Below are 21,024 nucleotides of genomic sequence, written 5' to 3'. Positions count from 1 at the left end.
AGGAATCGATCAAATCGAAGAAAATTAACTACAGGAAATACAGTTAACCTTTCGGATACAAGAAATCTACTGCAAATAGATGGAGAAAATCCAGTTAGATTGCGGGAAGCAGGTTTAATACTCATAGGTCATTAACGAAAATAGAGGCTGTTTCAAAAAGTCTAGATCGACTTTTGAAACGGCCTCTTTCTACATGTTGATTAATTACGAGTTGCACCAGGCTCTTCCCAAGTCCGACCACCATCTTTCGTCACCAAGACGCTGCCGTTTATAAGTACCCAGCCAAAGCCATCCATGCGTAGGTGAAATTGGGTAGCATTTTGCAACGAAATAGTAGGCTTCGTCGGTTGCCAGTCTGTACGGTTGTAGGTATCCATCGTGTAGATGGTTAGGCCATCCTGAGAAATCGCTCTGCCCATAAGCAAGGCATCAAAGTGCAGGACTGGAATGTCTTGCAAATCATGTAATCGATAAGGGAGCGGGATCCAGGTATCGCCGGCATCTCTCGATTCATAAATGACATAGGTTTTCGTGTTGTCCTGTACGAACTCAGCGATGAAAATAGCGTGATAATTGCTTTCTTGATCGAAAACAGGGGGATAAGCGTTAGCATAACCCTTCTGCAAATCGATGGGGACGTCGACATGCTGCATCGACCAGATTTCGCCACCATCCTGCGTGCGATATAGCGGGATATGGTTGGTGCCATCCTTCAAGGTGGTTAACCAGCCCTCTTTCGCATTGCGGTAACTGTGACCAGTCGGGGAACCCATAGTGTCAGAGCTCAGATTCCCTACGCGGATCCAAGTTTTACCACGGTCATCGGTGCGGTAAAGTGATTTTAACGTGTGATTATCCTTAGTTGATGAAGTCAGCATGATATAAGCGGGATCCGTGTATAGATTGGCTACGATCGGTTTAACATCAGCGGACGTTTCCCATGCTTCTGCCGTAGGCAGTACGACCGATTCCCAGACTCCATCGTCTACTTGATGAGTGGCAATGAGATTTGGTTGCGGATCGTCTGTGAGATAAACCGCATATCCCCAGACAGGCACTTCAAATTTAGCAGCTAGCAGACGATCTTTGTCAGCAATTCCATCCGGTATGACCACCTGCCAAGAAAGGCCATTATCCGATGTCTGCAGCAGCTTCCCATCACGCCAGCTCAGACCATCGGATGATTGCATGCCTTGAATGCCGGGGAGGTTCTCTCGGTAATCAACATAGAAACGAGCAACGTCGATGTAGGTTGTAGTTTGTCTTGGAGAAGGAATAGACAAATTAGATCGAAGTGTGACCCGATATCGCCCCGTTCCATGCGTTAGCGGCAGTGAAGCTGCAAATCGTTCCTCTTTAAAAGGAATGAGAGCTGTCTCTGGTTCAATCCAGGTTCCGTTGTCTTCTTTTTCGATTACAGCTTGTAATCCGCTGCCTTGTGCTTTTAGCACGGCACCTTTGAGCTCAATGTTGCCGTTATCAGAGTGAATGAGTCCGGATTCAGGCGAATCCAAGGTGATCGAACTGAAGCTACCCAAGCCATTCTCACTGTAATTAATAACCGGGTTCAGTAACAGTGGTGTAAGGGAGTTGTCGAAAGCGTTACTGTATATAATACGGTTCCCAATGTGGTAGACGATCTGGATGTCATTGTTACCTAAATCAAGCTGCACAGATGAGGAGAATTGATATATCGGCGATCCGGTTGCCGACTTTTGTTCCATTAACGAAATCTCAGAATTACTTCCGAACTTTGTACCGTCCCGAGAGACGAACATGGAAATTGTCGGCATTTCCATACGACTTGGTCCCACATATAATCCCTTTAAGGTGTACAAATAGTTATTCGTATGTGTGGAAACGCCAAAATCCTTCACATCGAAATGGGCATAATCGATATCCAATTGCTTCAGCTCCGATTGCCAGTTACCGGAATAACCGAATAATTGTTTTAAATCATATTCAGAAACGTAGAGTTCACCTGCGCGTTCTATCGTTGGAAAAGTGAGTTTGACCTCGTTGGTTTCACCATTGAACCAATATAAACTAACTGTGTCTAGATGTGGCGCGATGCGAAAACCGTAAGTTTTGTCGGACAAATAAAGTTCATGATTTTGGATTTCCGTCTGATAGGTAAGTAATTGTGCCATTTTCGTTACCGAGAGCATCGCTCTGCCATCTTGCCCGAATCCAATAAGAGAGTCCCCTACATAAAGGCCGTCATCTTGAAACTGAATGGTAAAGCGAGTGCTCGACGTTTGTTCCACCTGTAAGGGGTATTCGACACTCTGGACTGCTCGTGGATCAGGAGCCAAGGTAGTATCCGACAGGAAGGACGCGGTATGTAGTTGATCGTTCCACGTGAGTCCGCCAAGCAGCGGTGAGAGATCCTCCAGAAACACGGCCGTTCTGCCTTCTACATTGTAGGAAGGAATCTCTTTGCCTAAGGCAAATGTGTGAATATCTGTTGCGACCACATCGGCGATTTTGATACCAATCCCTGAGCCAGTAAAGCCTAGGTTAGGATCGCTCTTTGATGGATCTAATTCGTTGGGGTCTGGGAAAATGGAAACTTGGCGCTGATTCGGTTCCCATGCAATGTGAAAGCCGTGACTTCGCAAATCCTCGAGGTAAACAGCAGTTTTGCCGTCAATATTCATCGAACGGATGGCACTACCATTTACGAAAGCACGAATATCTGTTGTTAGCACGCTTCCAACGACGGTTCCAACAGGCAGATCGTTTGCATGAACATTGGTAAGAGGCAGAGGAATGATAGCAATAGCCGCACATAGTAACGTTGCGAATCCTACAATTGATTTGCGTCTCATTGAGGTTAAATCTCCTTTATTAGGAAGTAGTAACACTCATTAAACGCCAGAAAAAGGAAAAAGTTGCATTTTTAAGAAAGGGGAATCCTTTGAATGGTAAGCCTTCATAAAGATGAGCGCAACATAGCATTTTATCATAAGGACCACTTTCTGCTATTATATGAGGAAATAGTTTATGATGAGGGGTTCATGGATGAAGACAATTGGGTTAATCGGTGGAATGAGCTGGGAATCATCTTTACTTTATTACCAAATCATTAATCAGCGTGTAAAGGAGAAATTAGGCGGCCATCATTCGGCTAAAAGTCTGATGTACTCGGTAGATTTTCATGAGATTAAGACGCTCCAGCATGAGGGGAAGTGGGACGAAGCAACCCAAATCATGGTGGATACGGCTCGCAAACTGGAGACTGCGGGTTCGGATTGTATCGTCATTTGCACGAATACTATGCACAAGATGGCCAAAGAAGTGGAAGAGGCAGTTGCCATCCCTCTCCTGCATATCGCGGATGCAACAGCGAAGAAAATTGTTCAATCAGGTAGAAAGAAAGTAGCCTTATTGGGCACAGCGTTTACGATGGAACAAGATTTTTATAAAGGTAATCTAGTGCGAAAATATGGACTAGACGTCATCGTCCCTGACGAAGCGTCACGAAAGATCGTCCACGAGATTATTTATGAGGAATTATGTCTGGGCATCCTTCGGGAAGAGTCAAAGCAATCCTATATCACGATTATCAATCAGTTGGTCCAAGATGGGGCAGAAGCCGTTATTTTGGGCTGCACCGAAATCACGTTGTTAATATCGCAACAGGATGTTGCGGTGCCCTTATTCGATACGACAAGAATTCATGCTGAATCTGCAGTGGACTTTGCATTAGGGGAGTACGAAAAGGATGATCTATGAAATAACGACATCTTGGAATGAAGACTTATGGGATAAAGCGGAGCATGTGTATGAGGAAGCTTTTCCAGCACATGGAAGAAAAAATCGTGCGCTCATTCAGAGCATGTTCGAAAGAGGCATTTGTATGCTGCACACCTGGCGTGAAGGTTCCGATGTGATTGCGATGGCGTTGACTGCTTGGAATCAAGCGGCACACGTACTTATCATCGACTATATCGCTGTTGGACGTGCTCAGCGTGGGCAAGGAGTGGGTTTGGCATGTATGGGTGACATACGTAAGTGGGCAGAAACAGCAGGCTGTCATGGTATCGTTATTGAAGTTGAGGCTGAGCTAAGTAAAGAGAATGCGGAGCGAATTCGATTCTGGGAAAAGGCTGGATTTCGGTTAACTGACTATGTACATACCTACATTTGGGTGCCAGAAACGTACAGGGCGATGTATTTGAGCTTGGGTGAGTTCCAACAGCAAGATGACGGTAGGCAATTGTTCAGCTACATTACGGAGTACCATGAACAAGCCTACCGGGCGAATAGCTGAAATGCCAAACAGCCCCATCCTGACTAGGAGGGGGTGTTTCGAATGACTCTTTTTGCAGCACTGTATTTGAATATCATGCGCAATAGCGGCGGTACAGCGAAGAATATGAAAAATGTGCGAAATAACTGGTAGCCAACAACGACAGATAAGTTCGCATTGATTTCGTGAGCAATGATCCCCATCTGATCCATGCCACCTGGAGCTAGACTAAGCAGGGCGGTAGATTTGGATACAGCATGCAGCTTCATAAAGACATAACTTAGTCCGAATGATCCGAATAAAAGCACAACACTGCTGCCAATAGCCAGCGAAATAATTTGAAGCTTATGAGTTAATTGAGCTGGCTTTAACATGAGTCCAACATGGATGCCGATCATGATTTGGGCTGCATTGATGATACTGGTGGGCAGTGCGGGTCCATGAATTCCGGTAAGTTGTAGGATCGCAGTACTGAATGCGGGCCCAAGCAAGAAAGCAGTTGGGAAATTAATTTTATTTCCTAGAAGTGCACAGAAAATGCTGACCGCCGCGAAAAGAAAAATATTCGGCATCAGCGATCCCCAACTTGCAGTAGATGTAGTGACGCTGTTTATTACCGATTCAACGATTTTGTGATTGCCCATGATCGGGCTAAACACCAGCAATGGTACACACACCACAATCATCATGAGTCGGATAACTTGTAGGACAGTCACAATGGTTAGCTGGATGCCTTCCGTTTCTTCTGCCAAGATGACCATCTGGGTGAGACCGCCAGGTATGCTGCCAAGAAGTGCTGTTTTGTAGTTGATATTGGACAACTTGGTTATCAAGTAGGCAAGTATGGCGCAAAGCAGCATAAGGAGTAGTGTCATGAGCAGCATGGACGGCAGCTGGATGGCCATTTCATGCAAGGCGGCTGCCGTCATCGAAAGACCAATTGTATACCCCACGATGATGAGTCCTGCGTTTCTAATGGAGGTAGGCCAAGCGTAACGATTTTTGAATAGATTCGAACCTAGTAATACAGCAATCATCGGTCCGAGCAGCCAAGGAATGGGGATATGTAAGAGTTTAAATAGGTATCCGCCTAGAAGGGCAGTTATCAGAGCAACGAGCAGCTTAAGCGAAGTATGGTAGAAGTTAAGTAAAATAAGTCTGTTCCCCCCTCAGTTGAGATGACCTTATTTTAGCAGAGTTATTTTTGGTGTTCAAATCCGACGCGAGGTGAGCGATTAATGATACAACGTAGGATGTATCGAGCGCAATGGCAGTTAGGACAAGAAGATAGTGGCTTGAAGGCGTTGGTGTTGAACCAACAAGCGCAACAGTTAGTCAAACAGGGAGAACTCATGACCGCTGCTGCTTTTATTTGGCGGAAAAATCTATTTCTCTATTATGAGTGTATGAACCGAGAGGTGTTTCCTGATGAAATCGCAGGGGCTGCGGTCCCGTTCTTACAAGATTGGCCTGGACAAGATGAGCCTCGGAAGTGGATATTAATGATCGACGTGTTCCACTTTAACGAACCTGCAAGCTATGAACACTGGTTGCGTAAGGAACCGGTCGAGTCTCGCGTAGGGAGAGTTGCACATTTGAAGCCAGAGATGATGAGCAGTTACATTTACTACCATTATCAGCTGCAAGAAGAGCGTGCTTTCAATGGGGATAAATATGAGATTATTGCCATGCATGAGAATCTCTTATTCGGTTATCAGGAATTTCCGAAGGTCATTGAGGAGCCGGAAGTAGCGGGTCGATTGAACACCAAGGGGACCCCCGAGAATTGGAACGATTCACGCATGGATCTGCATTTTCAGCCATGGGAAGATGGACATTTGTATTTTAAGCCGATTGAGCAAGTGTTTGCTTATTATAGAGGTGACCAGTAATCTGAAAAGTGGGGGGCGATCAATTTGGAGGAGAAGTGGCATCGGCATTTGGGTGTATACGGAATTTGTGAGAGGCATGGGAAGCTTCTTGTTATTCATAAAAATGGTGGCCCCTATACAGGTCGGTTCGACCTTCCAGGAGGCACAATTGAACCTCAAGAAACCATCATTGAAGCTCTTCACCGAGAGATTCAAGAGGAAGTTGGAGTGGAGGTTCAAGTGAAGAAGCAAGTAGGCGTTTGTGAGTATGTAGTCCCCTATGAGCTATCTAAGCGAGGAACTTCACATATCCATCATGTAGCGTTATTTTTTGCTGTTGACTATCTGGATGGGCATCTAACCGCGAAGCCGGACGTATTCGAAGGACAAGATTCCTTGGGGGCAAGTTGGGTATCGTTAGGGGAATGTACGGTTGAAAATGCTTCACCTCTTGTTTTACAAGCCGTGAATTGGCTGCTGACGGAAGAAATGCCTATTCAAAGCCAGCGTCTGGATGATTGGTTCGTCAAATAGGTACATAATCTTTCGTAGAGCTATCATAATAGGGTTCAATACATCCATTGGAGTTCCAATGGGTTTTTTTATGGGATTTTTATACATTATTGCCCCGCAGTATAGCATTGGTTGGAAGTGTGAGGGTTTTTCCTCCAAACTTACGTAGTACTAAGTAGACAGTAAATGAGGTGATGGATTGGACGTATCTGAAGAGGAGTTAATTACACGACTGAAAATAAAAGATTCTGCAGCATTAGAATTTTTGATGGATAGATATGGCTCAACGATGTACCTTTTTGCGCAAAGGATTCTAGATTCGTATGGCAGTAGAGAGGACGTCGAGGAGTGTGTTAGTGACGTGTTCATCATGGCTTGGAATAAAATTGATGAGTACGATCCGTTAAGAAGCTCGCTCCAAACATGGATCTATATGCTTACCAAGTATCGCGCACTGGATTGTCGGCGGAAATTGACAGATCGACCTCAGCTTGTCGTCATGGATGGAGATCTGACAAACAGCGATAATTTGGAGCGTACGGTCATCCAGAAGGCAGAAACCGAAGAGATTTTACGTATCGTGGATTCCTATGCTCCCGTTGATCGTACGATTTTTTATAAAAAATATTATTTATATGAATCCTTGGATATGATTGCTTCAGCCCTTGGATTAACAAGAAAAGCGGTTGAAAACCGTTTGAGGCGCACGCGAAATGCTCTGAAGGAACAATTGATTCTCGCTTGGAAGGAGGATATCTCACATGAATAAGAAGAGTGATAGTGATTGGTACCTCAAAATAGATCAATTAAATGATCATCAATCTAATCTTGTTATGAGTCAACTGGATATACATGAGGATGAACCTATTGCTGCAGAAACGCTAGCTCGGATCAAGGCACAAACGTATAGTAAATTGGGATTATCGCAATCGCCCCTGGTAACAACCCTGGAATCGACTCCAACAAGTAGCGATCAGGAGAAACAGAAGCTTGCACGTCATGCCAAACTGAGAAAGCGAATGATCGTTGTTGGCGCCGCATCCATTATTTTTATTGTTATCTTCGCCATGAGCTCGCCAGAGGTGAGAGCCCAAATTCACAAAGTTTTTCAGTTCTTACCTGGATTCGCCACCGTTCAAGATTCAGAGAAACAGCTTGTTCACTATGTTCTGCAGACTCCGATAGAAGCGCCAACACTTGTGGGTAATATCCAAATACGCGGGATATCCATTGGTGATCAGTACACTAACGTCACGCTAGTCAGCGCAGGTACACCTTCTATGCGTTCATTCACGCTGAGTAATGGAGAAGGAACGTCCTATTTGATTAAATATGGCAGTATTTCAAGTGCTGGGAATGAATGGATTGGCTCTTATTATTATGAAGGGTCAATCAAAGTGACCGACAATATGCGTCTAACTCTCGATAGTCAACTTCCTAGTATTCCGATTCAACTAGCAAAGGTGGAAGAGGTTGATCGAATTAATGATCTTGGCGTAACAGACACCCATCACGAGGTAAGTCTAACAGCGTTATTACGAACCACAGATCAAAACAATACCAAGATCACGTTACTTCCACAAGCTCCAGTGGGAATGCAGATTCATGCGTACGGTTTATCGCAATATGACTACGTGGATAAACCCGAACTAACGACGAATAAGGGAGAAGCAGTTGCGTATTATCGCGATCCTAATTTTCCGAATCCAAATGAACTGAGTTTCGAGCGTGATGGCGCGTCATTGACAAGCTATCATTTGAAAATCCCAGCGGTACTAGCAACGCTACAATCTCCAAAGCCAGAATCATTCACGGTTCCGATTCCCGCTCAAGGTGTCATTGACGTCAATAAATCCATCATGATTAGTGGATATCCTGTAGATATTACTAAAGTTGAAAGAGTACCAAGTAATGCATCGGCTTCTGAATTTGGAGGACTTAAGATCTATCTGGATATGAAGTATAATGCGCAAGCGGCTTCATCGCTTTTGTCCTTCACGTTGGATTATTTGAAAATAAAGAACACAAGTGGCTCTAATTGGCGAGTAAACGATCAAACACGTGTAATGGAATATGTAGTCGTAGACTTTCCTGTGAAAGATACAACATTTACGTTCTACATCAAAGAAGCGCATGTAATTATTCGCGGACCGTGGGAATTTCAGCTGCAATAGCCCTTGACAATCGATGAGATCCCTTGTAAGATATTGAAAAATTCATAATGAAATATTGATGAATGGGACAGTAATTCCTAACAGACAGTCACAGCGAGCCGGGTCAGTGTAAGCCGGTACGGATGTTACGAATGAAACGGACCCAGGAAATGGTTTGCTGAACGTTAGTAGGCGAATCCGGTCAGACGACCGTTACGAAATTGAGGGGTTAAACCATAGGTTTAACACTTAGAGTGGTACCGCGGGAATCTTCAGCTCTCGTCTCTTTTATAGAGACGGGGGCTTTTTATATTTTCAAAAAAATAGATAGGAGTGACATCATGTTAAATTATAAACTGCATGTGGCTGAGAAAATATCATCGTTACTAGACAGCTTCGAACCACAAGAGCTTGCTGCACTGATGGAGTACCCAACGAATCACGATAAAGGGGATCTCTGTTTACCCTGTTTCCGTCTGAGTAAAGTGCTTGGCAAGTCACCGAAAGATATTGCGGAACACTTGCAGGCTACCCTGCAAGATGAGGAAATCGACCAGGTAGAAGCAGTTAATGGGTATTTGAATATTTTCCTAAAAAAGCAGCGTTGGGCTGAATCCTTGATTCAACAAATACATCATGCTGGTCATCAATATGGGTCCCAGAATGTGGGAGAGGGTAAGACGATCGTGATCGATTACTCCTCCCCGAACATCGCAAAACCGTTTCATGTTGGCCATTTAAGATCCACCGTAATCGGAAATGCGCTATATCACATCCACGCTTTTCTTGGATATAGATGTGTGGGGATCAATCATTTAGGTGATTGGGGGACGCAGTTCGGGAAATTGATCGTTGCCTACCAGCAATGGGGAAGTAAAGAGGCCGTGAATCAAGGGGCTATTGATGAGCTGCTCCATCTGTATGTGAAATTCCATGAGGAAGCGGAGAAGGATCCTACGTTAGAAGATCAGGCACGTGCTTGGTTTACGAAAATGGAGCATGGTGATCAGGAAGCACTTACGTTATGGCAGTGGTTTATTGACATCAGCATGGCAGAATTTCAGAAGATTTATAAGCTGCTAGGCGTTCAATTTGACGCTTATCAAGGTGAAAGCTTCTACAATGATAAGATGGAACCAGTCATTCAGGCGTTACAAGAAAAGCAGCTCTTGGAAGAAGATGAGGGAGCTCTGTTAGTTAGGTTGGAGGCCTTTGGTATGGCGCCAGCTTTAATGCTGAAAAAAGATGGCAGCTCCCTCTACCATACACGTGATCTGACTGCTGCGATTTATAGAGCGGAGACCTATGATTTTGCTAAATTGATATACGTAACCGATTATGCTCAAAATCTTCATTTTCAGCAATGTTTCAAGGTACTTGAATTAATGGGTTACGCCTGGGCGTCCAAGCTGGAGCATGTGGCGTTTGGCCGTGTGAGCATTGAAGGAGGCGGCTTGTCGACACGTAAAGGCAATGTAATTAAATTAGAAAACGTGCTGGAGCAGACGGTCCAAAAAATCAAAGAAGTCATAGAAGCCAGAAATCCAAGCTTGCCGAATAAAGAAGAAGTCGCTGAGCAAGTGGGGATTGGGGCCGTCATTTTTAATGATTTGAGCGCCAATCGAATTAAAGATATTGATTTTTCGTGGGAAGATGCCCTTAACTTCGATGGTGAAACAGGACCCTATGTCCAATACACGCACGCAAGAACATGCAGTTTGTTGAAGAAAGCACAGCAGGGATATGGCTATGACTTCCTAACTTCCGAGGTTGATGGGTCCTATTTGCTAGAAAAAGAAGCCATTGCCGTTATCAAAATGCTCTACCTGTTCAGCGAACGTATTGAGCAAGCCATGGTGAAGCTGGAGCCGTCGATTATCTCCCGTTATCTCATCGATCTCGCACAAGCGTTCAACCGCTTTTACCATACGTGTTACATTCTTGTAGAAGAAAAACAGGTGCGTGAGGCGCGTTTGGCACTGGTTACTAGCGTTCAAACCACGTTGCGCAATGGATTAAAGCTGATTGGGCTGCAAGCGCCAAATGAAATTTAAAGGATGGGAAATGGTAATAATCCTCATTCATGAGAGATTTTAAGGGGGGAATACTACGGGAAAAGATAAGGTTTGACGCTTAAGGAGCTGGTTTGTCGTGATAAAGCGCATGGCAGCGATCGTTTCAACACTCATTTTGGCAAGCGGATGCGTAGGCAGCTCGTTGACTCCGAAAGATACAGGCTTGGTTGTAAAAAGCAGTCCACCTCTCGTTCGGACCGAGACTACTCCGCCGCCTATTTCGCAATTTCATGCTACTGCAAAGCAAGAGCCGCAAGCAGAGCCTCAACCACAACAGCAAACTCAACCACAACCGCAAAAACAAATCTCTAAAGTTACGTTAGGCGCGATCGGAGATATCCTCATCCATGATAAGGTTTATCTAGATGCTAAGCAGAAAGATGGGACGTATAATTTTAAGCCTATTTTTGAAAAGGTGAAAACCTTGCTGCAAGCGCCAGATATCCTTGTTGCTAACCAAGAGACGATGATTGGCGGTAAGGAAATGAGGCTTTCCAGTTATCCAACCTTTAATAGTCCTCATGAAATTGGCGATGCACTGAAATATGCTGGGGTTGATGTTGTGACTATTGCTAATAATCATGCGCTGGACCGCGGCGAAAAAGTGATTCAAAGTGCACTCACTTACTGGGATACTCTTGGCATTCCTTATACCGGTGCATTCAAATCTCAAAATGACCGCGACAACCTCAGGACGCTCACGGAAAATGGGATTACATTCGCCTTCTTAAGTTACACGTATGGAACGAATGGGATTTCAACGCCAGCAGGCAAACCCTTTCTGGTTAACCGGATTGATGATAGGCAAATTCGCTCTGATGTGGAGCAGGCGAAACCATTGGCAGATGTGATTGTCGTTGCGATGCATTGGGGGAACGAATATCAGCGTCTTCCTGACAAGAACCAAACGGGTCTTGCACACAAACTAGCAGATATGGGCGTGCATATCCTGATTGGGAATCATCCACATGTCCTGCAGCCTCCCGCTTGGGTAGAAGGGAAGAATGGGCATCGAACCTTTGTGGTCTATTCACTGGGCAACTTTCTATCTGCTCAAATCAACTTGTTTAAGCAAGTAGGTGGCATGGCTACCATTGAAGTCGTAAAAACGACTACGAATAAGACCAAGCAGATTGAGATCACCAATCCCAGTTTTCTTCCGACGTATACGTATAGCCAACAAGGCAAACAATTTCAGATACTTTCAATGGACAGATTAACCAATGATCAACTCCCGCAGGCTAGTTCTAACTACCAAATGATAACGAAACATATGAAAACGTACATCCCCGAGCTTCACATTATTACTTCCTAAAAAGAGCAGCCAAAAAACACCGCCCTGTTACTTACTAACAGGGCGGTGTTTTGCTTTACAGTGAATACCGATTAGATGTTGTCATCTTGTTTGGTTTCTTTGGCAAGATTCTGTTTCAACGAAGTGTTCTTGGCAGCTAATTCCTTGGCGAAATCTTTTTGCAGCCGCTCGCTTGTTTTTATTTCTTCCGTTAGCTTGCTCACACGAGACATTTTGCTGCTCAAGTCACTGTGGGACTGACTTAATTTCATATCCCGTTGAACCTGTTTCATCTTCGCTTGGGCTTTATCTTTCTTTTTCTTCTCATTCACTATTTTATTTTCAAGCTCTGTAATGTCTTTTTTCAATTGACTAACAATTGAGTTGGTAAAACTAATGGCCATTCTTACACCCCGTATCCATTTCATGTAGCTGAGTCATTATTCTACTATAAAAGGGGACGTTATGCGAGAAAAGACGCTATAAATTTCATGCAGTAGGATTGGCGACGAGCTATTTCCAACCTTTTGCAGTGACGGTTTGTTTTTTGCGCTGAAAAATTCTTTTAAATAAGCTAACTTTCTTTTTACGACGGAGAGTCAGTCGAACACCTTCGATGAGCAGCAAAGACCTTAATGAATCGCGGCGATTAAGCGTGTGTAATCGTTTAATAAACTGCTCGTCCATGTCGATCATCCTCCTAAGTGTTAGTACAACTTGCGTAAAAATTTTCACGGTTAACTACCTTCATTATATCGTCATCAGGCGAAAATATTTGTCAGAATGTCGGTAAGAATTCTACTAGTTTTGTCGAAATCAGATTTAAAAAAGGTATGTGTCAAATGATGGAAAAGAAATTTTTAACAAATAGGTTTACTTTCTGCCACTTTCAGCATATAGTTAAAAACACGGTGTTTCCTTTGGTAAACTTTTTGTCCCACTGGAAACTTTATTTTCACCCCAAATGTTTCCCTAGGTAAAAACTATTGTAAACAAGCAATTTAAAATAGGAGGTCAAAGCGATGTTTCAGAAACCAGACAATAAGCTATCGAGGCGTAATTTGTTGAAGTTAGGAACGACAGGAGCTTTTGCTTTAATTGGGAGTACGTTGTTAAATCCTTCCTCTTTATTCGGCAGGCCACCAGTCGCGCAAGCACAAGATAAGCATGATATTCACCATGCCATGAAAGAACAATTGCATGAGGGAATGAAGCATGGCTATGTTCCGAGTACCGAAGTGACAGAAGGGTTCAAAGCAGCGCAGCATGCGCTTACTGCTTTTGATTATGGCAAGGTCAGTAAGCTCCCGGATGGCAGAACACTCAGAGAATATGAGATCACAGCTATGGAAACCAACGTGGAAATCGCCAAAGGAATCAAATTTTCCGGTTGGACATTTAATGGAACGATCCCTGGCCCGACTATTCGTTGTACAGAAGGGGATGTACTCCGTGTGAAGTTTACGAATGGAACCATGCATCCACATTCTATTCACTTCCATGGCATGCATCCGACGAATATGGATGGACTGGAAGCTGTGCTTTCTGGTAATTCATTTATTTACGAATTCGAAGCTAAACCTGCTGGTATGCATGTCTATCACTGCCATGTCGCACCACTTGCCAGACATATTCATAAAGGACTTTATGGAAATTTCATCATTGATCCGAAGAAGCCAAGAGCAGCAGCCAAGGAGTTCAACATGCTCATGAATGGTTACGATCTGGACCTCGACGGGGAAAATGAGATTTATACCGTGAATGGATATGCTTTTGCTTATCAGCAAGAACCGATTAAAGTGAAAACCGGAGAGCTTGTTCGCATTTACTTAAGTAACTTGACGGAATTCGATTTAATTAATTCGTTTCATTTGCACGCGAACTTTTTTAATTATTACGCAACTGGAGCAGATCCTGAAGCACGACCTGCGTATACCGATACCATCATGCAGTGCCAAGGAGAACGAGGTATTCTAGAAATTGTTTTTCCTTCACCTGGACGATACATGTTCCATGCACATCAAAGTGAATTCGCAGAACTAGGCTGGATGGGTTTCTTCATAGCTGAGTAAGAAGGGAGGCGATACGTCATGCATATCAATGATCAAACTACGAGCAAATCTTCATCATCGAAATGGAAGGCGATTCTGTGGGGCATTCTTCCGCTGATCTTGTTATTTGCCATCATAACCACTATTGTTAAAGTAGGTACAGGAGTTGAGAATGAGCCCGCAGCGCCAATTGAAGTCCTGAATGTGGAGAAAATCACGTTGAATGATGACGGGATACAAGTAAAAGTGTTAAATTCGGGACCCGAAGATATAACCATTGCCCAGGTAGTTGTGGATGGCGCTTTTTGGAATGCTTCTTTTTCACCAAGCGACACGCTCAAAAGGTTCGAACAAGGAATGGTTCATATTCCATACCCTTGGGTTCAAGGTGATCCACATGAAGTTAAATTCATCACCTCCAATGGTTTAATCTTCGTAGGTGAAGTCGCAGCTGCAGCAGCAACACCTGAGCCAAATGGCAAGTTATTCGGGCAATATGCGTTGATTGGCTTCTACGTAGGCGTAATTCCTGTAGGGCTCGGCTTACTTTGGTATCCATTTCTACGCAGATTTTCAGTAAGAGGCATGCATGCTATCCTTGCCTTGACCGTAGGATTATTGTTCTTTTTAGTCATTGATACTTTCGGTGAAGGGTTTGAGATGGCTGCTGAAGCACCTGGTATATTTCAAGGATCTGGGTTAGTCTGGTTCGGAGCACTGCTGAGCTGTCTTTTCTTAATTGCAGTAGATCAGTCGAACGAACGTAAACTTAACAATGAAGTTTATGTGGGTAAGCGCGTAGCCAACAAAATCGCAACCGGGATCGGGCTTCATAATTTCGGTGAAGGTCTTGCAATAGGCTCTGCATTTGCTGTAGGGGAGGCAGCGTTAGGTACGTTCCTCATCATTGGTTTTACCTTACACAACATTACTGAGGGTGTAGGGATTGCGGCACCGTTATTAAAGGATCGTCCAACGTGGCAGACGTTTGTCAAATTAGCTCTGATCGCGGGTGGTCCAGCCATTATTGGCACTTGGGCCGGTGGCTTCATATTTAACGATACATTAGCGGCACTTTTCTTCGGAATCGGCGCTGGTGCAATTCTGCAGGTTATTTATGTCATTTCTAAAATGATTCTTAGAGAATCGGAGAAGAAGGGTCTTTCTCCTGTCTCTTGGTTAAACTTCAGTGGGGTTACAGCAGGAATATTAATTATGTATGCGACGGCATTCATGGTAAAATTTTAATAGCTACTATTCTAAAAGAAAGGTAGGTGATTCGTATGTTATCAGGTATTGGCATTCCGGGTCTTATTGTGATCGTAGGTGTTGCATTACTCTTATTCGGCCCAACAAAACTTCCGCAATTAGGCCGTGCTTTCGGTACAACCATTAAGGAATTTAGACAAGGAACAAAAGGCTTACTTGAAGAGGAAGATTCGAAAGATAAGCAGAAGGATCAGTAATGGTCGTTAGCTGCAAAAAGGTGTGCTTCTTGCATGCCTTTTTGTTTTTTTACTCAACTTGGATTTTTCTTGGGATTGCCGTAAGATATGGCTGTACATATGGTGATAGGTGAGGGGAAGTAACGAGATGAAATCACTCGAGCAATACTGGAACGAAACGTATCAAAGATTAGAAGCTGCACCTACATACGATAATTGGTTGGACAAATATTGGGAGGCTTACCTATCGGCGTATAACAGCCATACACTAATTGTTGATCTAGGTTGTGGTGTCGGGAATAATACCCAATATTTATTCGAGCACGGCTTGTCCCCGATTGCTTGTGATATATCCGAAGAGGCGCTGAAGAAACTGCAAACCTTTCTGCCTGATATTCGAACACGCTGTTTGGATATGACAACGGGACTTCCGTTCACCAAAGGAACCGTACAAGTCCTGATTGCTGATTTAAGTATTCACTATTTCGATGAGGTCACGACGCATAGAATCATACGAGATCTTCATCAAGTGCTTAAGCAAGATGGCCTTCTGTTAGTGAGATTGAATTCAACCAATGAAATTGTAAATATAAGAGAAGGTGACGATCTGTATAGAAGGTTTTTTGATCGAGGTGAGATTGAACGATTTTTTGATCAGGACATGTGGTCGTACGTGCATATAGCGGAATATGAAATGGACAGGTATACCAACAAGAAGATACTATGGGAGATCGCGTTGACACCTCGCTGAGAATAGTCATGATAAAGCAATAAGTAGTCAATTTCCGCATGCACGACCTAAAAGGAATTACTGGTTGATGAGCGAACCTCTAATATATACATTAGCACCATCATGCAGTACTATCCTACTTATGCAGAAAAGAGGTTTCCCATGAAACAGATTGGCGTTGCACTCATTGGTTGCGGAGCGATTTCGAGCGTACATTTGAAAGCTATTTCAGAAATACCGACGGCCAAATTAGTGGCAGTTGTAGACACGAATGCCGAATTGGCTGCGCAAACAGCAGAAGCAAATCAATGCAGTTATTACACGGATTATCTCGAAATGTTGAAGAATCCAGACATTGACGTTGTTCATATATGTACAGCGCATTATTTGCACGCGCCAATGACTGTTGATGCACTTAACGCTGGCAAGCATGTTCTGACGGAGAAGCCAATGGCTGAAACGAAAGAAGCCGCGATTACGATGTTACGTGCAGCAGAAGCAAATCCGAATGTGCAGTTAGGTGTTATTTTCCAAAATCGATATAACCCTGCCTCCATCCTCATGAAACAAGCTGTCAATTCGGGAGAGCTCGGAAAATTGCTTTGTCTGAAGGGCATTGTCACATGGAGCAGAGATGCTTCTTACTATCAAACGGAATGGAAAGGGAAATGGGCTACGGAAGGTGGGGGTGTCCTCATTAACCAATCCATTCATACCTTAGATCTACTGCAGTGGATAGGTGGCGAGGTGTCAAGTGTGAAAGGGACGATGTCGACGGATTCCCTAGAGGGCATTATTGAAGTCGAAGATACCGTACACGCGCATTTGACGTATCAGAACGGGGCTACAGCTATCTTTTATGCAACAAATTCTTATGGGGTCAACTCCCCGCCTGAAATCGAGCTTGTCTTCGAAAAAGGGAAATTAGTACTCACAGGTGATACATTGTATCGCGTAGTAGATGGTGAGCAAACCGTATTGACGTCACCAGAAGCAACAAATTTGGGAGCGAAATCCTACTGGGGAATTAGTCACGGTACGCAGATTGCAGATTTCTATGACCATCTTCTGCACAATCGCAGCTATGTCTTGAATGGACCTGAAGGATTTAAAGCTTTCAATCTAGTTATGGATATTTATGAATCGTCCAGATCCGGTAAGCGAATTAGTTATCAGTAACCTGAGCGATAGCAGAGAGCTAGGTTTCAGCGCGGAATAAAGTCCCGTCATCACGAAAGTAAAAGGCAATTTCGTCGGAAATTGTACTCATTCGGATTGAGATTCTGGTGAATTCTTCGATGATGCCGCGATCTACCTCGCAGTAAACACCATGCTCGTCGATCTGCCAGACAGATACTGTTGTTTGGGAAAGTGCGGCCGTAAATAAATCGCCATCCGATGTTAAAGTCAGCAACATGAGTATCACCTCTCTTTCTAGGTTTTCATTGGACTAGCGCGTTAGATTGTTCCGTTTGTTACTTGAGTATATTCACCATTAGAAATGACATGCGAAATAAACGAGTGAAGTTCATCTATTAGTAAATAATTCGAAGTCGTCCCCATTGGGAACGGCTTTTTTTCTGTCTATTCGGTGTGAGGGGATTCGTTCATTCCGGTTTATCCCCCTGTCCAAATGGTCATAATGGGAAAGGGATGAGTAGAAGGAGGGACCCACATCATGCCTGATGCAACGATTCCTATTGACCCTAGTGTTGAAATTAACCTTGAACGCATCATGGTGGATTTAGGCGGCAGTGATGATGTTGTCATCCGCGAGATTCAAGATGAAGGTACGCTTACGATAGCCGCAGCGGTTGTGTATATCGATGGGCTTTCGGATACGATTGCCATTAATACGTATATTTTTGATGTGTTAAAAACGATGTTAAGGGCCGTCCCACAGGAGGAGCATGGAGACAGCTTGCATACAGAAACACTTGCCAAAGAGCTGCTTACGGGATTGGGCTCCATTGAAACAGTAGCGGATATGACAGCTCTGTATGAACATATGCTCTCAGGTGAAGCTATAATTTTAGTTAATCAGCAGCATCACGCCTATCGCGCAGACATTCGTAAATGGAAGGGACGTGATGTGACTGAATCCACCAACCAGACAGCTGTACGTGGACCTAGGGAAAGCTTTACGGAGACACTTCGTACCAATACATCATTAATTCGACGTAAAATAAAGGATCAAAGACTGTGGCTGGAGACGATGTCGATTGGGAGAACGACCAAAACGGATGTAACGATCATGTATATAAATGGGATCGCCAAGCCATCCGTCATTGATCTCGTTCGGTCTAGATTAAAAGCCATTGATATCGATAGCATTCTGGACAGCGGTTATATCGAAGAATTGATCGAAGATAATAAACTTTCAATTTTTCCGACAATTTACAATTCTGAGCTCCCAGATAGCACTGCCGCTCAATTATTAGAGGGGAAAGTGGCGATTCTCGTAGATGGTACACCTAATATTTTGTTAGTACCAACACAGCTCGTTACATTTTTCCAATCAGCGGAGGACTATTACCAACGAGCCTACTATGCAAGTCTTCTTCGTCTACTTCGATTTAGTACAGTATTCATCTCTTTGTTATTGCCTTCTATTTATATCGCCATTACGACTTTTCATCGTGATATGCTGCCAGCCTCTCTGTTAATTGGCTTAGCCGCCCAACGAGAAGGGGTGCCATTGCCCGCTTTTGTTGAAGCGCTTGTCATGGAAGTAACTTTCGAAATTTTGCGAGAAGCCGGGCTTCGCATGCCGCGAGCAATTGGACAAGCCGTTTCTGTCGTTGGCACACTTGTCATCGGTCAAGCAGCAGTAGAAGCGGGAATTGTTTCAGCAGCTATGGTTATTGTCGTTTCAGTAACGGCCATTTCTACCTTTACGTTGCCAGCGTATAGCATGTCTATTCCAGTGCGTCTACTTCGGTTTGTATTTATGGGGGCGGGGGCAAGTTTTGGGTTATTCGGAATTGCCATGGGAATGTTTGTATTATTACTTCATTTGTGTGCTCTACGTTCTTTCGGAGAGCCGTATATGTCTCCATTTTCACCATACCGCAAAGCAGATTTAGAGGATACGTTGGTACGTTTACCAAGATGGCTTATGTTTAAACGTCCTGAGACGTCACTTGATGAGGGTACTAATCGAATAACAAAGCGGTAGCAAGGAGGCACATTAGGATGAAATATAAATTAACTATTATGCTTCTTTGCTTATTAATGCTAACTGGCTGTTGGAGCAGACGTGAATTAAATGAGCTGCTTATTGTGCTTGGAATCGGCGTGGACTGGAAGGATGGCGAGTATTTGGTGTCCTTCCAAGTCGTTAATACAACTGAAATATCCGCCCAACGAAAAGGGGGAGATCGACCGCCAAGCACGCTCTATCAAGGTAGAGGGAAGACATTATTTGAGGCAGCCAGGTCTTTAACAGCGGAGGCACCACGGAAAGTCTACATGGGGCATTTGCAAATGTATGTCATTGGAGAGGAATTGGCGAAGCGAGGGATTAAAGATTTCCTCGATAATTCATTCCGTGATAATGAATTACGCATGGATTTTAATATTGTTGTCGCAAGAGGAACGATGGCGGAGAATATTTTGAAATTATATACACCAGTTGAGAAATTACCAAGTTATAGTATGCAGCAATCCTTACAAACCTCACAAAAGTCTTGGGCTCCGACTATCGCTATGACATTGGATGAATCCTTGAATAAGCTGTCTGGCAAAGGTTTCGAACTAGCATTAACAGGTATCAAAATAATCGGTGACCCTTCAATGGGCGAAACCAAAAAGAACATAGAATATTTTCAACCTCCTAGTCGATTCCGCTACACGGGAATCGCAGCTTTCAAAGATGATAAATTAATTGGTTGGCTAGATGAGATAGAAAGTAAAGGTTATACAGACATAACAAACAATTTGGATAGTACATCTATCGAAATTTCCTGCGGTGAGCAGAAATATATGGGAATTGAAGTTACCTCATCGAAAACAAAGCTGAAAGCAGGCGTGAAGAACGGGAAACCTGAGATGAATGTGTCCATACGAACGGAAGCGAATATCGTGGGCAGGCAATGCAGGGATGTCGATTTGACAGATCCTCAAGTGATCGAACGACTGGAAGAGGAAAGCGAACATATCTTACAATCGCATGTTGAGGCTGTGGTTACACGTGCTCAGAAAATGAAATCGGATATACTCGGATTCGGTAGTCAACTCGGAAAAGATCAGCCTGCATATTGGAAAGAAGTTAAAAAGACGTGGAATGATGATATGTTTCCGCAAACAAATGTTCACTATAAAATTGAAATGTTTATTAGAAAAACCGGTACAATCGGAAATTCAACCATGCAATAAGCAATGAGAGAGGACTTGATTGTGGATGGCGTCTGTACTTACTGTTCTTGTATTAACTGTTGGAACATTCTGGTTAGAGGCGCCTAGACTATTACGTCAAAATCATAGACGCGAGTTAGTCATTTTCACTTCGCTTCTACTGATAGCAAGTGGTTCTTATGTTTTGTTGACATTAGAAGTTGTTCTACCGAATCCATTCAAAATGATTGAGTGGATGTTCGGTTGGACTGTTTAAATTAGGCTGTATGCGGAGATAAGGA

General features: G+C 43.7%; 21 protein-coding genes and 1 other annotated feature. Of the genes, 16 read left to right on the top strand and 5 right to left on the bottom strand.

Annotated features, from left to right (window positions below; genetic code table 11):
- Window positions 1-200 precede the first annotated feature (200 nt).
- The gene (locus AC58QM_RS22370; protein ID WP_497287065.1) at window positions 201-2,831 is read right to left on the bottom strand and encodes a hypothetical protein; all 2,631 of its coding nucleotides are present in this window, start codon (window positions 2,829-2,831) and stop codon (window positions 201-203) included.
- A 193-nt stretch (window positions 2,832-3,024) separates the two neighbouring features.
- Here AC58QM_RS22370 and AC58QM_RS22365 point away from each other — a divergent pair, with 193 nt between their 5' ends.
- Entirely contained in the window at window positions 3,025-3,738 is a 714-nt protein-coding gene (locus tag AC58QM_RS22365) for an aspartate/glutamate racemase family protein (protein ID WP_497287064.1), read from the top strand.
- Window positions 3,728-4,276, top strand: coding sequence for a GNAT family N-acetyltransferase (locus AC58QM_RS22360; RefSeq protein WP_497287063.1), 549 nt, complete (start codon window positions 3,728-3,730; stop codon window positions 4,274-4,276). The genes AC58QM_RS22365 and AC58QM_RS22360 overlap by 11 nt, the downstream gene beginning before the upstream one ends.
- A gap of 23 nt (window positions 4,277-4,299) precedes the next feature.
- On the opposite strand, the gene AC58QM_RS22355 is transcribed toward AC58QM_RS22360, so the two are convergent.
- Entirely contained in the window at window positions 4,300-5,364 is a 1,065-nt protein-coding gene (locus AC58QM_RS22355; RefSeq protein WP_497287113.1) for an AbrB family transcriptional regulator, read from the bottom strand.
- A 129-nt stretch (window positions 5,365-5,493) separates the two neighbouring features.
- Between AC58QM_RS22355 and AC58QM_RS22350 the strand changes: the two genes are divergently transcribed.
- The 6 genes from AC58QM_RS22350 (at window position 5,494) to AC58QM_RS22325 (ending at window position 12,182) form a co-directional block, all read left to right on the top strand.
- The gene (locus AC58QM_RS22350; protein ID WP_497287062.1) at window positions 5,494-6,147 is read left to right on the top strand and encodes a hypothetical protein; all 654 of its coding nucleotides are present in this window, start codon (window positions 5,494-5,496) and stop codon (window positions 6,145-6,147) included.
- Between the two features lie 24 nt (window positions 6,148-6,171).
- Window positions 6,172-6,660, top strand: coding sequence for an NUDIX hydrolase (locus tag AC58QM_RS22345; RefSeq protein WP_497287061.1), 489 nt, complete (start codon window positions 6,172-6,174; stop codon window positions 6,658-6,660).
- Between the two features lie 178 nt (window positions 6,661-6,838).
- Entirely contained in the window at window positions 6,839-7,408 is a 570-nt protein-coding gene (locus AC58QM_RS22340) for a sigma-70 family RNA polymerase sigma factor (protein WP_497287060.1), read from the top strand.
- Window positions 7,401-8,813 carry a hypothetical protein gene (locus AC58QM_RS22335; protein WP_497287059.1) on the top strand — a complete coding sequence of 471 codons (1,413 nt, stop codon included), beginning with the start codon at window positions 7,401-7,403 and terminating at the stop codon, window positions 8,811-8,813. The genes AC58QM_RS22340 and AC58QM_RS22335 overlap by 8 nt, the downstream gene beginning before the upstream one ends.
- A gap of 49 nt (window positions 8,814-8,862) precedes the next feature.
- Window positions 8,863-9,082, top strand: a binding site (T-box leader).
- A gap of 51 nt (window positions 9,083-9,133) precedes the next feature.
- Entirely contained in the window at window positions 9,134-10,846 is a 1,713-nt protein-coding gene (gene argS / locus AC58QM_RS22330) for an arginine--tRNA ligase (RefSeq protein WP_497287058.1), read from the top strand.
- Window positions 10,847-10,943: 97 nt separating this feature from the next.
- Window positions 10,944-12,182, top strand: coding sequence for a CapA family protein (locus AC58QM_RS22325; RefSeq protein WP_497287057.1), 1,239 nt, complete (start codon window positions 10,944-10,946; stop codon window positions 12,180-12,182).
- A 71-nt stretch (window positions 12,183-12,253) separates the two neighbouring features.
- On the opposite strand, the gene AC58QM_RS22320 is transcribed toward AC58QM_RS22325, so the two are convergent.
- A complete protein-coding gene (locus AC58QM_RS22320; protein ID WP_497287056.1) occupies window positions 12,254-12,565 on the bottom strand; it encodes a hypothetical protein in 312 nt (103 codons plus the stop codon).
- Window positions 12,566-12,674: 109 nt separating this feature from the next.
- Window positions 12,675-12,848 (bottom strand): hypothetical protein, encoded by a 174-nt coding sequence (locus tag AC58QM_RS22315; RefSeq protein ID WP_497287055.1) that lies wholly within the window; start codon window positions 12,846-12,848, stop codon window positions 12,675-12,677.
- A gap of 335 nt (window positions 12,849-13,183) precedes the next feature.
- Here AC58QM_RS22315 and AC58QM_RS22310 point away from each other — a divergent pair, with 335 nt between their 5' ends.
- The 5 genes from AC58QM_RS22310 to AC58QM_RS22290 all read left to right on the top strand — a co-directional run bounded on the left by AC58QM_RS22310 (window position 13,184) and on the right by AC58QM_RS22290 (window position 17,566).
- Window positions 13,184-14,233 (top strand): multicopper oxidase domain-containing protein, encoded by a 1,050-nt coding sequence (locus AC58QM_RS22310; protein WP_497287054.1) that lies wholly within the window; start codon window positions 13,184-13,186, stop codon window positions 14,231-14,233.
- 18 nt (window positions 14,234-14,251) lie between these two features.
- Window positions 14,252-15,460 (top strand): ZIP family metal transporter, encoded by a 1,209-nt coding sequence (locus AC58QM_RS22305; RefSeq protein ID WP_497287053.1) that lies wholly within the window; start codon window positions 14,252-14,254, stop codon window positions 15,458-15,460.
- Window positions 15,461-15,495: 35 nt separating this feature from the next.
- Complete coding sequence (locus tag AC58QM_RS22300) at window positions 15,496-15,678, top strand: twin-arginine translocase TatA/TatE family subunit (RefSeq protein WP_497287052.1); 183 nt, start codon at window positions 15,496-15,498, stop codon at window positions 15,676-15,678.
- Between the two features lie 127 nt (window positions 15,679-15,805).
- Window positions 15,806-16,408 (top strand): class I SAM-dependent methyltransferase, encoded by a 603-nt coding sequence (locus AC58QM_RS22295; RefSeq protein WP_497287051.1) that lies wholly within the window; start codon window positions 15,806-15,808, stop codon window positions 16,406-16,408.
- A gap of 141 nt (window positions 16,409-16,549) precedes the next feature.
- A complete protein-coding gene (locus AC58QM_RS22290; RefSeq protein WP_497287050.1) occupies window positions 16,550-17,566 on the top strand; it encodes a Gfo/Idh/MocA family protein in 1,017 nt (338 codons plus the stop codon).
- A gap of 19 nt (window positions 17,567-17,585) precedes the next feature.
- Here AC58QM_RS22290 and AC58QM_RS22285 read toward each other — a convergent pair whose 3' ends face one another.
- Window positions 17,586-17,804 carry a hypothetical protein gene (locus AC58QM_RS22285; RefSeq protein ID WP_497287049.1) on the bottom strand — a complete coding sequence of 73 codons (219 nt, stop codon included), beginning with the start codon at window positions 17,802-17,804 and terminating at the stop codon, window positions 17,586-17,588.
- A gap of 261 nt (window positions 17,805-18,065) precedes the next feature.
- On the opposite strand from AC58QM_RS22285, the gene AC58QM_RS22280 reads away from it, so the two are divergent.
- From AC58QM_RS22280 to AC58QM_RS22270, 3 genes are read left to right on the top strand one after another with little or no spacing between them, the layout of a single operon-like run.
- Window positions 18,066-19,565 (top strand): spore germination protein, encoded by a 1,500-nt coding sequence (locus AC58QM_RS22280; protein ID WP_497287048.1) that lies wholly within the window; start codon window positions 18,066-18,068, stop codon window positions 19,563-19,565.
- A 17-nt stretch (window positions 19,566-19,582) separates the two neighbouring features.
- Window positions 19,583-20,764 carry a Ger(x)C family spore germination protein gene (locus tag AC58QM_RS22275; protein WP_497287047.1) on the top strand — a complete coding sequence of 394 codons (1,182 nt, stop codon included), beginning with the start codon at window positions 19,583-19,585 and terminating at the stop codon, window positions 20,762-20,764.
- Window positions 20,765-20,789: 25 nt separating this feature from the next.
- Entirely contained in the window at window positions 20,790-20,999 is a 210-nt protein-coding gene (locus tag AC58QM_RS22270; RefSeq protein WP_497287046.1) for a hypothetical protein, read from the top strand.
- Window positions 21,000-21,024 lie beyond the last annotated feature (25 nt).

The organism is Paenibacillus sp. J22P165 (assembly GCF_059692015.1).
The sequence above is the reverse complement of the archived record's forward strand: the minus strand, read 5'-3'. Positions and strand labels throughout refer to the sequence as shown.

Excerpts from the sequence above, each read along its gene's own strand:
- AC58QM_RS22370 (WP_497287065.1), bottom strand. The coding sequence starts at position 2,831 with ATGAGACGCAAATCAATTGTAGGATTCGCAACGTTACTATGTGCGGCT.
- AC58QM_RS22365 (WP_497287064.1), top strand. The coding sequence starts at position 3,025 with ATGAAGACAATTGGGTTAATCGGTGGAATGAGCTGGGAATCATCTTTA.
- AC58QM_RS22360 (WP_497287063.1), top strand. The coding sequence starts at position 3,728 with ATGATCTATGAAATAACGACATCTTGGAATGAAGACTTATGGGATAAA.
- AC58QM_RS22350 (WP_497287062.1), top strand. The coding sequence starts at position 5,494 with ATGATACAACGTAGGATGTATCGAGCGCAATGGCAGTTAGGACAAGAA.
- AC58QM_RS22335 (WP_497287059.1), top strand. The coding sequence starts at position 7,401 with ATGAATAAGAAGAGTGATAGTGATTGGTACCTCAAAATAGATCAATTA.
- argS (WP_497287058.1), top strand. The coding sequence starts at position 9,134 with ATGTTAAATTATAAACTGCATGTGGCTGAGAAAATATCATCGTTACTA.
- AC58QM_RS22320 (WP_497287056.1), bottom strand. The coding sequence starts at position 12,565 with ATGGCCATTAGTTTTACCAACTCAATTGTTAGTCAATTGAAAAAAGAC.
- AC58QM_RS22315 (WP_497287055.1), bottom strand. The coding sequence starts at position 12,848 with ATGGACGAGCAGTTTATTAAACGATTACACACGCTTAATCGCCGCGAT.
- AC58QM_RS22310 (WP_497287054.1), top strand. The coding sequence starts at position 13,184 with ATGTTTCAGAAACCAGACAATAAGCTATCGAGGCGTAATTTGTTGAAG.
- AC58QM_RS22305 (WP_497287053.1), top strand. The coding sequence starts at position 14,252 with ATGCATATCAATGATCAAACTACGAGCAAATCTTCATCATCGAAATGG.
- AC58QM_RS22300 (WP_497287052.1), top strand. The coding sequence starts at position 15,496 with ATGTTATCAGGTATTGGCATTCCGGGTCTTATTGTGATCGTAGGTGTT.
- AC58QM_RS22295 (WP_497287051.1), top strand. The coding sequence starts at position 15,806 with ATGAAATCACTCGAGCAATACTGGAACGAAACGTATCAAAGATTAGAA.
- AC58QM_RS22290 (WP_497287050.1), top strand. The coding sequence starts at position 16,550 with ATGAAACAGATTGGCGTTGCACTCATTGGTTGCGGAGCGATTTCGAGC.
- AC58QM_RS22285 (WP_497287049.1), bottom strand. The coding sequence starts at position 17,804 with ATGTTGCTGACTTTAACATCGGATGGCGATTTATTTACGGCCGCACTT.
- AC58QM_RS22280 (WP_497287048.1), top strand. The coding sequence starts at position 18,066 with ATGCCTGATGCAACGATTCCTATTGACCCTAGTGTTGAAATTAACCTT.
- AC58QM_RS22275 (WP_497287047.1), top strand. The coding sequence starts at position 19,583 with ATGAAATATAAATTAACTATTATGCTTCTTTGCTTATTAATGCTAACT.
- AC58QM_RS22270 (WP_497287046.1), top strand. The coding sequence starts at position 20,790 with ATGGCGTCTGTACTTACTGTTCTTGTATTAACTGTTGGAACATTCTGG.